This window comes from Streptomyces sp. NPDC057249, from assembly GCF_042669245.1.
Lineage (GTDB): Bacteria > Actinomycetota > Actinomycetes > Streptomycetales > Streptomycetaceae > Streptomyces.
This window is the reverse complement of the sequence record NZ_JBHUXS010000033.1, coordinates 26,590-39,845: the sequence shown is the minus strand read 5'-3', so window position 1 is coordinate 39,845 and position 13,256 is coordinate 26,590. Positions and strand designations below refer to the sequence as shown.

The 13,256-nt window shown below is 73.9% G+C and carries 7 protein-coding genes; 1 reads left to right on the top strand and 6 read right to left on the bottom strand.

Translation table 11 applies throughout. The annotated features are described in order from the left end of the window. Positions 1-315: 315 nt before the first annotated feature. Positions 316-1,902 carry a glutamine-hydrolyzing GMP synthase gene (guaA, locus tag ACFUJY_RS34430; protein ID WP_383307000.1) on the bottom strand — a complete coding sequence of 529 codons (1,587 nt, stop codon included), beginning with the start codon at positions 1,900-1,902 and terminating at the stop codon, positions 316-318. 336 nt (positions 1,903-2,238) lie between these two features. Between guaA and ACFUJY_RS34425 the strand changes: the two genes are divergently transcribed. Continuing rightward, a complete protein-coding gene (locus tag ACFUJY_RS34425) occupies positions 2,239-2,529 on the top strand; it encodes a chorismate mutase (RefSeq protein WP_383306998.1) in 291 nt (96 codons plus the stop codon). 304 nt (positions 2,530-2,833) lie between these two features. On the opposite strand, the gene ACFUJY_RS34420 is transcribed toward ACFUJY_RS34425, so the two are convergent. The 5 genes from ACFUJY_RS34420 to ACFUJY_RS34400 all read right to left on the bottom strand — a co-directional run bounded on the left by ACFUJY_RS34420 (position 2,834) and on the right by ACFUJY_RS34400 (position 13,145). After that, positions 2,834-4,552, bottom strand: coding sequence for a peptidase (locus tag ACFUJY_RS34420; protein ID WP_383306996.1), 1,719 nt, complete (start codon positions 4,550-4,552; stop codon positions 2,834-2,836). A gap of 290 nt (positions 4,553-4,842) precedes the next feature. Continuing rightward, a complete protein-coding gene (locus ACFUJY_RS34415; RefSeq protein WP_383306994.1) occupies positions 4,843-6,666 on the bottom strand; it encodes a GMC oxidoreductase in 1,824 nt (607 codons plus the stop codon). Between the two features lie 60 nt (positions 6,667-6,726). Next, the gene (locus ACFUJY_RS34410; RefSeq protein ID WP_383306992.1) at positions 6,727-8,355 is read right to left on the bottom strand and encodes a succinic semialdehyde dehydrogenase; all 1,629 of its coding nucleotides are present in this window, start codon (positions 8,353-8,355) and stop codon (positions 6,727-6,729) included. 148 nt (positions 8,356-8,503) lie between these two features. Beyond that, entirely contained in the window at positions 8,504-10,150 is a 1,647-nt protein-coding gene (locus ACFUJY_RS34405; RefSeq protein ID WP_383306990.1) for a serine/threonine-protein kinase, read from the bottom strand. Between the two features lie 106 nt (positions 10,151-10,256). Then, positions 10,257-13,145, bottom strand: coding sequence for a protein kinase (locus ACFUJY_RS34400; protein ID WP_383306988.1), 2,889 nt, complete (start codon positions 13,143-13,145; stop codon positions 10,257-10,259). Between the last annotated feature and the right edge of the window lie 111 nt (positions 13,146-13,256).

The window sequence follows — 13,256 nt, the reverse complement described above, 5'->3', positions numbered from 1 at the left end:
GGGTGGTGGGGGGGGCCCTCCTGGGGGGGGGGGGGGGGGGGGTGTGGGGGGGGGGGGGGGGGGGGGGGGGGGGGGGGGGGGGCCGGGGGGGGGGGGGGGGGGGGGGGGGGGGGGGGGGGGGGGGGGGGGGCGCCTGCGGCGGGCCTGTTCCCCTCCCCGCCCCTTCCCGTAACCGGGGCTCCGCCCCGGACCCCGCTCCTCAAACGCCGGAGGGGCTGGGTTGTCCGGCGGGGCTGGGTTTCGCCGCGGGGCTGAAAAACGATGCCGCCGCCCGGTTCGCCGGGCGGCGGCATCGTCAAGGGGTCTCGGGGAGAGTCACTCCCACTCGATCGTCCCCGGCGGCTTGCTCGTCACGTCGAGCACCACGCGGTTGACGTCGGCGACCTCGTTGGTGATGCGGGTGGAGATCTTCGCCAGCGTCTCGTACGGCAGCCGGGACCAGTCGGCGGTCATGGCGTCCTCGGAGGAGACCGGGCGCAGCACGATCGGGTGGCCGTAGGTGCGGCCGTCGCCCTGGACGCCGACGCTGCGGACGTCCGCGAGCAGGACCACCGGGCACTGCCAGATGTCGCGGTCCAGGCCGGCCGCGGTCAGCTCCTCGCGGGCGATGGCGTCGGCCTCGCGCAGCAGGTCGAGCCGGTCCTTGGTGACCTCGCCGACGATGCGGATGCCGAGGCCGGGGCCGGGGAAGGGCTGGCGCTGGACGATCTCGTCCGGCAGGCCGAGCTCCTGGCCGACCATCCGGACCTCGTCCTTGAACAGCTGGCGCAGCGGCTCGACGAGCTCGAACTCGATGTCCTCGGGGAGCCCGCCGACGTTGTGGTGGGACTTGATGTTGGCGGTGCCGGTGCCGCCGCCGGACTCCACGACGTCCGGGTAGAGCGTGCCCTGCACGAGGAAGGCGACCTCGGGGCCGTCCTCCTGGAGGATCTCCAGCTGGGCCTGCTCGAAGACGCGGATGAACTCGCGGCCGATGATCTTCCGCTTCTGCTCCGGGTCGGACACTCCGGCCAGGGCGTCGAGGAAGCGCTTCTCGGCGTCGACCACCTTGAGTTTCGCGCCGGTCGCGGCGACGAAGTCCTTCTCGACCTGCTCGGTCTCGCCCTTGCGCATCAGGCCGTGGTCGACGTACACGCAGGTGAGCTGGGAGCCGATGGCCTTCTGGACGAGGGCGGCGGCGACGGCGGAGTCCACGCCGCCGGACAGGCCGCAGATGGCGCGCTTGTCGCCGACCTGGGCGCGGATCGCGGCGACCTGCTCCTCGATCACGTTGCCCGTGGTCCAGGTGGGCTCGATGCCCGCGCCCCGGTACAGGAAGTGCTCCAGGACCTGCTGGCCGTGCGTGGAGTGCATGACCTCGGGGTGGTACTGGACGCCGTAGAGCTTCTTCTCGTCGTTCTCGAAAGCGGCGACCGGGACGACGTCGGTGGACGCGGTGACGGTGAAGCCCTCGGGCGCGGCGGAGCAGGCGTCGCCGTGCGACATCCACACCGACTGCTCGGCGGGGGTGCCCTCGAAGAGGGTGGAGCCGGCCTTGGAGACGGTCAGCGGGGTGCGGCCGTACTCGCGGGCGCCGTTGTCGTCCACGGTGCCGCCGAGCGTGGTCGCCATCAGCTGGAAGCCGTAGCACATGCCGAAGACGGGGACCCCGGCCTCGAACAGCGCGCGGTCGAGCGAGGGCGCGCCCTCGGCGTAGACGGAGGAGGGGCCGCCGGAGAGGATGATCGCGCGGGGGTTCTTGGCCAGCATCTCGGCCACCGGCATCGTGGACGGCACGATCTCGCTGTAGACCCGGGCCTCACGGACGCGGCGGGCGATGAGCTGGGCGTACTGCGCGCCGAAGTCGACTACCAGGACCACGTCGGTGGTGGTGTCGGGGGCGGCGGGGGGTGCTGCTGGCACGGGCGGCCTTCCGGCGGTGGAGAGGGGTCGGTCCTCCAATTCTACCGGCGGCCGGAAGTGACCTGCCCCGGTCCGGGCCGCCGCCCCGGGGGGTGTGCGGCGTCTCACGATCCGGGCCGGGCGTGGGCCCGGCGGGCACGAGGGTCCATACTGGCCGCATGCGTCAGCACACGACCTTCGTCTTTACCTATGGCATCCGGCCCGCCGGCTGCCATGGTCGTGCTGCTTGAGCAACTGACAAGCAACGTTCCAGGCGCCCCGGGCCGACAGGCCCGGGGCGTTCTGCGTTCCGGTCCCGTCCGGCCCCGGGGTGCCGCATCTCACCGGGAGACCGTCATGAGCAGCACCACCGGCACCGAGACCACCGGCGCCCGCACCGACGAGGCCGCGTCCCTGATCGGCGACGCCCGCACCCGTATCGACGCCCTCGACGACCGGATCATCGGGCTCGTCCAGGAGCGGATGGCCGTCTCGGCGGTGATCCAGGAGGCCCGGATGACGTCGGGCGGCCGGCGGGTCAACCTGTCCCGCGAGACGGAGATCCTGGTCCGGTACCGCGAGGCGCTGGGCAAGCCGGGCACCTCGCTGGCGATGACGCTCCTGGAGCTGTGCCGGGGCCGGGTCTGAACGGCGCTCCCCCGCCGTATCCCAGTTCGGGCGGAGTCTCACCCGTACGGCGCGTGACCGGGTCCGGCGCGGCTTCGTTGGTCCCGGTGTCCGCGTCAGCCAGGGGCGGAGCTTCAGGGGAACCACACGTGGCTCCGCCGGGGTGCGTGGCGTACCGCGTGTACGCCGTGGGACCGCGCACCGGCGTGCGTGACCGGTCGGCAGGGGACAGCAGCCCGGTCACTCCGGAGGGACCGCCAGGTCTCTCCAGGGAAACGGCCGGCTCCGGGGACGCCCGGGGCCGGCCGTTTCTCCGTGTGCGGGGTCAGCGCGTGGCGCGCCGCCTCGACACCGTGAACAGGACGCCGCCCGCGAGCAGCGCGACGAGGGCCGCGCCGGACGTGGCGAGGGCGATGGTGCCGGTGGAGGCCAGCGAGCCGTCCGTGTCACCGGCGCCGGAGCCGGTCGTGCCGGAGGTGCCGGAGCCGCCCGTGCTGCCGGAGCCGTCCGAGCCGCCGGTGCCGCCGTCCGTGCCGCTCGTGCCCGCCGAGGACGAGCCGCCCGTGGACGTCGAGCCGCCGCTGTCGGAGCCGCCCGTCGTGGCGTGCGCGTCCTCGCCGTTGAGCTCCACCCACGCCTTGTTGTTGGCGGGCTCCGGGTCGAAGGGCAGTGCGGGCGCCTGGAGGTGGGTGTTGCGGACCACGACCGCGCCGTTGCTGCCGGGGTCCGCCGAGACGAGCTTCAGCCGGAAGGGCAGGGCGAAGTCGGCGTCCTCCAGGACGGACATGGGCGTGGAGCAGAAGTAGCGCGGGGCCTTCTCCTGGTTCTCCCGGTACTCGCCGGACGCGGTCACGCCCCGGCAGATGTCCGGCTTGGAGACGACGTAGCTGCCGTGGGGGACGGTGAAGTCGACCGTGGCGACGTCCTCGCCGGAGCGGATGTAGCCGATCCAGGCGGGGCCCTTGTTGCGGAAGCCCAGGGTCACGTCGACGGTGTCGCCCGCCTTGCCCTCGGCCCGGTCGCCGTAGGCCGCGAAGTCGGCGGTGTTCGTGGTCTGGAAGTCGGCGTCCTGCTGGTTGTCCGACGGGTCGAGGTCGGCCGAGCGGACGGCCGGGGCCTTGCGCAGGGCCAGCTTCGCACCCTTGCCGGGGCTGAAGCGGGCGCCGGAGCGCAGCGCCGCGCGGGCGTCGGTGCCGTCCTCGTTGATCCGGTAGAGGAACGTGTCGTAGAAGGCGCGCTCGGTGACGCGCAGGGTGGGCGGCACCTCCAGCGTGTACGTGGCGCCGGGCTCGTAGCTGCCGGGGAAGGTGCAGAGCGCGGTGGACCAGGCGCCGGGGCTGCCCATGCCCAGGTCGTCCTCGCTGTACTCGCAGTTCTGGTAGCGCTCGGTGAATTCCAGGCCGCGTGTGTTGCGCAGGGTGAGCAGGACGCCCTGGGCGGCGCGGGTGCCGTTGTTGGTGAAGGTGATGGGCACCGGCTGGCTGTCGCCCGGCTCGGTCTTCGTCTTGAGCGGCAGCCGCTTCATCGACAGGTCGGGGCCGCCGATCGACACGTGCGCGGTGAAGGGCCGGAAGGTGGCGCCCTCCGCCTCGGCGGTGACCTCGATGGTGCCGGAGTCGCCGTCCTTGCTGCCCTTGGCGGCGCTGACCTGGAGTTCGGCGAGGCTGCTCAGGCCGGGCCAGATCCCGTAGTCGTGGCAGACGGCGGTGGTCCCGGTCCGCTCGCAGTCCAGGCTGCCCTCGTCGTCGAAGGACACGTCCGCGACGCCCGCCAGCTTCCCGAAGTCGAAGCGCACGGTGTACTCGTCCCGGAAGACGCCGTTCTCCTCGTCCTCCGACGGGTTGGTCACCGTGACGTCGAGGCTCGCCTTCTGCGGGGAGCCCGTGGCCGGATACGGGTGCAGGGCCGTCTCGGCGGGGCCGCCGATCGTGAACTCGGGGTCGGCCGCCTGCGCGGGGCTGCTCAGCGTGAGCAGGCCGCCCGCCAGCAGGCCGGCCGAGGCGACGATGCCCGCCGCACGGCGGAACGGGGTCGTGCTTCTCATCTCGGGCCTTCGGGGTCGTCGGGAGCTGTGTGACCGCTGTGGCAGCGACAGGGGGTACGACCGGGGAGGCCCGGGAAAAGTTGCCCGGAATCAGATCACGGATCGGGCACGGCCGACGGACCGCATCCGGAGTGATCCACCTCACATAAGGATTTCATCAGTACGAGGACAACCATCGGGGGGCCCGGCAGGTCATGCATGCGGAACACCGGTTGTCGGTTGTCGTACGACGGGCCGGTTACAGCGTGAGGGGCTGCACTGGGAGGGGGGTGCAGCCCCTTCTGCTGTCCTCAGGCAGTCTCCGGCTTCTTCGGCGGCACCGCGGGTATCCCCAGGAACGGCAGCCTGAGCGCGCCGAACGCCTCCTTCGGGACGGCGGGTGCCTGCGGCTCCACCGCCGCCAGCCGCTGGTACGCCTCACCCTGCGCCGGGCGCGGATCCGGCTCGCCCTTGTTCGGCCAGAACGACATGGCGCGCTCCGCCTGGGCGGTGATCGTCAGCGACGGGTTGACGCCGAGGTTCGCGGAGACCGCCGAGCCGTCGACCACCGAGATGCCCGGGTGCCCGAACAGCCGGTGGTACGGGTCGATGACGCCGTGGTCCGCGTCGGCGCCGATCGGGCAGCCGCCGAGGAAGTGGGCGGTGAGCGGGGTGCCCATCAGTTCGCCGATGTTGGACCCGGGGAAGCCGTTGATCTCCTCGGCGAGCAGGGTCGCGCTCCGGGTCGCCTCGGCGATCTGCGTGGGGTTGGGCGCGCCGTGGCCCTGGCGGGCGGTGAGCAGGCCCTTGCCGATGCCGCGCGGTTTGCGGTAGGCGGTCAGGGAGTTGTCGAGCGACTGCATGACGAGCCCGATGATGACCCGCTCCGACCAGTGCCGGTTGGAGAGCGAGCGGGCGGCGATCGTGGGGTGCCTGACCAGGTTGCCGAGCCAGGCGAGGACCCGGTGGGCGCTGTAGGGGACCTGGAGGATGGTCAGGCCACCCATGGCGTTGGAGCCCTTGCCGTAGCGGACGGGCTCGATGTGGGTGTCGGCGTCGGGGTGGATCGACGAGGTGATGGCGACGCCCTTGGTGAAGTCGGGCTTCGTACCGTGCTTCTTGCGGTAGCGCCGGTCGGAGGTCTGGGCGCCGACCAGGCCCTCGGAGTTGGTACGGGTCAGCTCGCCGAGCCTCGCGGAGAGCCGGGGCAGCAGCCCCTTGTCCTTCATCGTGTGCAGCAGCGTCTGGGTGCCGTACGTGCCCGCCGCGACGACCACCTTGCGGGCGCGCAGGGTCGTGGGGCGGGCCTTCTTCCGGCGGTCGGTGGGCACGGTGGCGACGCGGTAGCCGCCCTCGGGGTGCTCGGTGACGGCGACGACGGAGGTCATGGGGTGGATGACCGCGCCGGCCTTCTCGGCCAGGTGGAGGTAGTTCTCGTTGAGGGTGTTCTTCGCGCCGTGCCGGCAGCCGGTCATGCACTCGCCGCACTCGGTGCACGCCTTGCGCGCCGGGCCGGCGCCGCCGAAGTACGGGTCCGGGACCGTCTCGCCGGGCTTCGCGCGTGCGGCGCCGTCCGCGTCCTCCCCGTCGCCGAAGAAGACGCCGACCGGGGCGAGGTGGAAGGTGTCGCCGACGCCCATGGCCTCGGCAGCCGCCTTGAGGTGGACGTCGGAGGGGGTCGTCGTCGGGTTGAGCCGGACCCCGAGCATCCGCCTGGCCTGGTCGTAATACGGCTTCAGCTCGTCCTGCCAGTCCGTGATGTGCGCCCACTGCCGGTCCTCGAAGAACGGCGCGGGCGGCACGTACAGGGTGTTGGCGTAGTTCAGCGAGCCCCCGCCCACCCCGGCACCGGCCAGCACCATCACCTTGCCGAGCAGGTGCACGCGCTGGATGCCGAAGAGGCCGAGGGCGGGCGCCCAGAGGTAGTTCCTCAGGTCCCAGGAGTTCTTCGGCAGGGTCCCCGGCGTGAAGCGGCGCCCCGCCTCCAGGACGCCGACCCGGTACCCCTTCTCGGTCAGCCGCAGCGCCGAGACCGCGCCGCCGAAGCCGGACCCGACGACGATCACGTCGTAGTCGTACGCGGCGTCGTCGTCGGCCGGCCGGTCCTGATTCTGGGCAGGGCTGTCCTGGGACATGGCACTCCTCGGTACGAAAAGGACAGAAGTGGTGCGAGGGGGGGGCGCCCTCGAAGGGGCTCAGCGCAGCCGGAACGCCTTCATCGCCTTCAGGCTGCGGGTCATGAACGCCGCGTACTTCTCGTCGTCCATCCCGAAGGACGGGGCGAGCGGGATCAGCCGCTGCTGGGCCACGGTCTGGGCCTCGGTGTACTTGAGGATGCCCTCGGAGCCGTGGCGCCGGCCGAGACCGGAGTCCTTCATGCCGCCCATCGGCGACTGCACGCTGCCGTACGCGGGGGCGTACCCCTCGTTGATGTTGACGGTGCCGGTGCGCAGCCGGGCGGCGATCCGGTGGCCGCGCCGGCCGTCCTTGGTCCAGACGCTCGAATTGAGGCCGTACGGGGTGGCGTTGGCCCGCTCCACCACCTCGTCCTCGTCGCGGAAGCGGTAGACGGAGACGACCGGGCCGAAGGTCTCCTCGGTGCAGACGGCCATCGGCGCCTCGACCCCGTCCAGGATGGTCGGCTCGTAGAAGAGCGGGCCGATGTCCGGCCGGGCGACCCCGCCGGCCACCAGCCTGGCGCCCTTCTCGACGGCCTCGGCCACATGCCGGCTGACGGTCTCCAGCTGCCGTTCGCCGACCAGCGAGCCCATGTCGGCGCCGTACGCGAGGGCGCTGCCGAGCCGCATCGCCCTGGTCCGGGCGGCGAACCGCTCCACGAAGTCGTCGGCCACCGACTCGTGGACGTACAGCCGCTCGATGGAGATGCAGAGCTGGCCGGCCGAGGAGAAGCAGGCGCGGACGGCCCCGGCGGCGGCCTTCTCCACGTCGGCGTCCGCCAGGACGAGCATCGCGTTCTTGCCGCCGAGCTCCAGGGAGACCCCGACGAGCCGGGCCGCCGCGCCCTGGGCGACCTCGCGGCCGGTGCGGGTGGAGCCGGTGAACGAGACGTAGTCGGCGTGCTTGACGACCTCCGGGCCGACGACCGGTCCGTCACCGAGGACGACCTGGAAGACCTCGGCCGGGAGCCCCGCCTCGATCAGCAGGTCGCGCGCCCACAGGGCGGTGAGCGCGGTCTCGGTGTCGGGCTTCATCACCACCGCGTTGCCGGAGACGAAGGCGGGCAGGGCGTCGCCGACGGACAGCTCCAGCGGGTAGTTCCAGGGGGCGATCTGGCCGACGACACCGCGCGGTTGACGGAGCTCGGTGACCTTGGTGAGCGTCGGCACGACCCCGGTGTGCCGCTTCGGCTTCAGATACGCGGCCGCCCGGCGGCCGTAGTGCCGGGCGGCGACGGCGACCGCCTGGACCTCCTCGTGGGCGTGCAGCCGGGCCTTGCCGGTCTCCAGCTGGATGAGGTCGAGGACCTCGGACTGGCGGCCGATGACCAGGTCGTGGAAGCGCAGGAGCACGGCGGCCCGGTCCCGGACCGGCAGGGCGGCCCAGGCGGGCTGGGCGGCGCGGGCCCGCGCGAAGGCGGCGGCCACGTCCTCGGGCGTGGACTCCGGCAGGTCGGCCAGCTTCTCGCCGGTGAACGGCGTGTGGTTGGCGGTGCGGCCGGAGCCGGCGACGCCGCGCGTCAGCCGGGCGACCACCTCGGGCGTCACGACATCGGCGGCCGTGCGCACGCCCGCGGGGGCGGCGGCCACGGGGTTGGTGCCGGCGGTGGCGGCGGCGGGGGACGTGGGGGCCTGCGAGTCCGTCATGAGGGCGAGAGTACGTCGGCGGGAGGGCTTTGGGTACCCGTGGGTAACACCTTTTCACCGTCTCTCCCGCAGTCCCGCCGCACCCCTGCCGACTCAGCCAGTGATCACTGGCGGCATAAGCCCTGATCAGGGGCTATCGCCCGGCGGGCTACTGCTCGGCCGGGGGGCGCCAGCTGCGGAGGATCGCGTTGAAGCGGTCGCGGGTGTTGTCCCAGTCGTCGGCCGGGCCCGTCATGTAGAGGGCGTACTCCGGGCCGCCGTCCTCCGCGAGGTACATCTGGTCGATCGCGTGCCGCGCCTCGCCGTTCTTCTCGGTCCAGGTGAACTCCCAGACGGACCCGACGAAGTCGCGGTAGACGTTGCTGTTCAGCTCGATCCGCTTGTAGTCGGGCAGCCGGGTGCTCAGCTGCTTCTCCAGCCCGATCATGTGGTCGTAGGGGTGGTCGTAGTCGGGGGCCGGGTCGGCGCTGACCCGGAGGTAGTGCACGCCGCCGTCGGGGGTGTAGTCGATGTTGTTCTCGTTGACCACGCGCTTCCAGCCCTCCGGTAGCAGCACGCTGAATCCGGACGGGTCCACGACGCGCCGCCAGCCGTCCGGCACGTCCTGCGTCACGGTGCTCCCCGAGGGGCTCGGCGTGGGCGTCGGGGTCGGGGTCGGCGTGACCGGCGCCGGGGTGCGGGTGCCGTGCGAGGCCGTGGAGCCGTCCTTGGTGCCGGCGGCCTCCGTGCGGTGCGCGTACATCATCGCGGCGATTCCCGCGCCGCCGCCGAGCACCGCCGCCAGGGCGATGACCAGGACCGTCGTGCGCCACCGGCCGCGGCGGGCGGCGGGCGCGGGGGCCGGTCCGGGGGCGGGCACCACGGCGGGTCCGGGCCGGGGCAGCACGGCGGTGCCCCCGCGCAGCATCTCCTCGGAGACCTGCTGCGTCGGGACGAACGCCTGGGCGGCCCGTGGCGTGCGGCCCTCCATGGCCTCCAGGAGCATCCGCTCCGTCTCTTCCGCCGACGGACGCTCGTCCGGCTCCTTGCGCAGCAGCGCGGTGATGACGGGGGCGAGCGCCCCGGCCCGGGCGGGCGGCGGCGGCTCCTCGGTGACGACGGCCTGCATGGTCGATATGGGGGACGTCCGGCGGAACGGCGAACGCCCCTCGACGGCCGTGTACAGCGTGGCGCCGAGGGACCAGAGGTCGGAGGCGGGTCCCGGGTCGCCGCCGCGTACCCGCTCGGGCGCCAGGTAGTCGATGGAGCCGACGAGTTCACCGGTCCTGGTGATGGTGGAGTCGCCCTCGATCGCGGCGATCCCGAAGTCGGTGAGCAGGACCCGGCCGTCCCGGGCGAGCAGCACGTTGCCCGGCTTCACGTCCCGGTGCAGCACCCCGGCCCCGTGCGCGGCGCGCAGCGCGCCCAGCACGTGCAGTCCTATGCGGGCCGCCTCGCGGGCCTCGATCTCGCCGCCGGACTCCTTCGCCCGGTCGGCGAGCGACGGCCCGTCCACGTACTGCATGACGATCCACGGCCGGTTGTCGTACTCGACCACGTCGTGGACGGTGACGACGCCGGGGTGGGTGATCCGGGCGGCCGCGCGGGCCTCCTTCTGGGTCCGGGCGTGCAGCACGACCCGGTCCGACTCGGCCACGTACAGCCCGGCGGTCAGCTCCTTGACGGCCACCGTGCGGTGCAGCACCTCGTCGTGGGCGCGCCACACCTTCCCCATGCCGCCGCGTCCGAGGACATCGCCCAGCCGGTACCTCCCGGCCAGCAACAGCCCCGCTTCCGTGCCCTGTGATCGATCCACCTGTGTCCCCGCCCCCGTTGCTTCGGAACACAGGTTACGGAGCGGACGCGCGGCCACGGAACCTCGCATCGCCCACGAGACCGCACTGTGATGCAGATCCCGCGCTTCAGCCCGTCACCCGGTAGGAGACGCTGGCCTGTTGGTAGATCTCGGTGATCCGGTCGCGCTCGTCCTCCGGGCCGATGACCTGGAGGATGTGGTACCGGCCGCCGACGAGCATGACGAGGTTACGGACGTACACCTCACGGCCGTTGGCGTCCTGCCAGGTGAACTGGCCCTCGGCCATGGCCTGTCGGCCGACGTCCGTACGCCGCAGGCCGCTCGCGGACGACCAGCTGGAGTCGCGGAACGGCTTCAGCTCCGGCTCCTTGTCCCGCTGGTAGTCCAGCGGATCGCTGCCGTTGGCCTTGGCGGTGTCGCGGCCGGGCACGATGAGGACGCTGAACCCGTCGCTGCCGTAGCGGATCTGACGCTCCGCGTTGGCGGGGCTGCGCTGCCACCCCTTGGGCAGTCCGACCTCGAAGCCCTCGGCGTCCTTGCGCAGCGTGTACCCCGGCGCGAGCGCGGCGGCGGACCGGCTGGTCTGCGGCTTCTGCGCCCCGGACGACGCGGGTCCGGACGGCTTCTTCGACGCGCTCGCCGTGGGCTCGGGCGTGGCCGCGGGTGGTGCGGAGGCGGCACGGGAAGGAGCGGCGCCGGACCCCTTGTCGTCCTGGCCGGACTCGGGCATGAACAGCACGGCGTACGCGATCGCCGCGACGAGCGCCAGCATGATGAGGACGAGCAGCGTCCGGCCGAGCCTGCGCGGCTCCCCGCCCTGCCGCAGTGCGCGCGGCTCCCGCGGCTCCCGGGGCTCCCGAGGCGGCTTCAGCCGGGGCTCGCGGTGGGTGACGGCGGTGCGGTCCACGGCCTCGCGGGGCCGCCGGCCACGGGCGTGCGTCCCTCCGACGCGCCGGGAACGCCGCTTGCGGACGAGCTCGCCGCGCCTGCGGACGACGGGGAGCCGGGTGGCGTCCTCCGAGGGCAGCGGAACGACGTGGAACCCGGCCTCCGGCTCCGGCGCCGACCGTACGAGGGAACGCAGCCAGCCGCTCAGCTCCTCGACGTCCGGCCGCTCGGTGGGGTCCTGCCGCAGCAGCGACTCCACGACCGGGCGCAGCGGCCCGCACTCCTCGGCGAACGCGGGCGGTTCGCCGCACACCATCTGGACCAGCTCGGCCGCGCTGTCCTCGGGGTAGGGCGCGTGCCCCTGGACGGCGCGGAAGAGCAGCGCGCCGAGGGCCCACAGATCGGTGGCGGGCCCGATGGGCGGCGCCAGCTGCCAGTTGCCGTGCACGGGTCCGGCCTGCTCGGGCGCCCACCGCTCGGTGACCGCCCCGACCACGGCGATCCGCGCCTGCCGCGCCCGCTCGGCGGCGAGCGCGGTGGCGGGTCCGCGGTACCCGGCGGCACCGGGCTCCTCGGCGTCCTCGTCGTCCCAGCGGCCGTCGGGGGCGCCGGTCCCCGGCGGGCCGGCGTCGTACGGGTCGCGGGCGTCGCGTCCGGACGCCTCGGGCCCGTGCGGGCTCCGACCGGAAGGGGTGCCCCGGCGCGCGGCGTCGGCGCGGAGCGCGTCCTCGCGGGAGCCGCCCGCGGGCACGGGGCGCCCGGCGGCGGGCCCGTCGTCCCAGGTGCCGGTGAGGTGGAGGCGGCGGGGCGGCGGACCGTCGTCCTCGTCCTCGTCGTCCTCCTCGTCGTCGAGGCGGGCGTCGTACGGCCCCGGCGCGTCCGGGTCGCGCACCCAGCCGCCGGGCAGCTGCGGCAGTTCGGGGCGGGGGCGCGGCGGGATGCCGGCACGCGGCTCGTCCGGGCCGTCGTCGTACGCGTCGCCCCGGGCCGGCGGCAGGGCGCTCCAGGGCCCCGCGTCCGCGTCGTCGTAGGTGTCGTCGTCGTACGGGTCGTCGTACGCGTCCTCCCCGGGGCGTCCCGGTGCGGCGGGGCCCGGCGGCAGGGCGCTCCAGGGCGCCGCGTCCGCGTCGTCGTCGTACGGGTCGTCGTGCGCGTCCTCCCGGGGGCGTCCCGGTGCGGCGGGGCCCGACGGCGCGGTGTCCCGCGCCCACGCGTCGGGGCCCGGCGGCGTCCCCCGGCGTTCCTCCTCGCCCCGGCGGGCGGCGGCGCGGGTGCCCGCGCGGTACGCGGCGATCGCGCCGGCCCGGGCGCGGGCGGCGGTGTCCGCCCCGGCGGCGGGGCCGGGCAGCCCGGCGGGTGGCACCGTCCTGGTGTCGGGGCCCTCCTCGGAGCCGTACGGGCCCGGCTCGATCGCCGCCGGGCCCCGCGAGGCGGGCAGCAGGCCGGCGGGCGGCACGTACGGGCCGGTGGGGCCGGTCTCGACGGCGGGGCCGCCGAAGCCGTCCTCGTCCGGCTCCTCGTCGTCGGGTCGCGGCACCGGGCTGTAGCCGCACAGCGCCTCCTCGGCCGCCCCGGCGGCGAGGCCGGTCAGGACGACGCGTCCGTCGTCGCAGACGAGCACCGTGCGCACGGTGATGTTGCGGTGGGTCCAGCCGTGCGCGTGCAGGACGCGCAGCGCGGTGAGCACGTCGGAGCCGATCTCGGCGGCCCGGTAAGGATTCAGCGGGCGCTCCGCGAGGAGCGCGGCGAGCGGGCGGGAGGCGACGAGCTCGCTCACTATCCAGAGCGAGCCCGCCTCCGCGAACACGTCGAAGACCTGGTCCAGGCGCGGGTGGTCGGGCACCTGGGCCGCCGCCTGGGCGGCCTCGATGGCGCGCCGCACGGCCGGATCGGCGGGCCGCCGGGCGGTGCGCGGCGCGGCGGACGTCCGGCCGTCGCCCTCCACGAACTCCGCGTCGACGACCTCGGGCAGCGGCACCTGGCGGACCAGGACCTCCTGCCCGCTGTAGGTGTCGAAGGCCCGCGTCTCCGCGAGTTCGTACGCGTCGGACGGGGGCAGCGGAAGGCGGTAGCGGTCGGCGAGCACCCGACCCGCGTAGTCGTCCACGACGCCTCCCCAGAGCGCGCTGTCCCCCGGCCGCGGAGACCGCACCGAATGGGTCGTTCGCAGTCGCTTGCGGTGCAATCGACTGCGCGTATCGGCTGCGTACGGTCTCCG

What these genes read in the sequence shown, in the direction of transcription:
- ACFUJY_RS34425 (WP_383306998.1), top strand. Translation starts at nt 2,239, where the DNA reads ATGAGCAGCACCACCGGCACCGAGACCACCGGCGCCCGCACCGACGAG.
- ACFUJY_RS34420 (WP_383306996.1), bottom strand. Translation starts at nt 4,552, where the DNA reads ATGAGAAGCACGACCCCGTTCCGCCGTGCGGCGGGCATCGTCGCCTCG.
- ACFUJY_RS34415 (WP_383306994.1), bottom strand. Translation starts at nt 6,666, where the DNA reads ATGTCCCAGGACAGCCCTGCCCAGAATCAGGACCGGCCGGCCGACGAC.
- ACFUJY_RS34410 (WP_383306992.1), bottom strand. Translation starts at nt 8,355, where the DNA reads ATGACGGACTCGCAGGCCCCCACGTCCCCCGCCGCCGCCACCGCCGGC.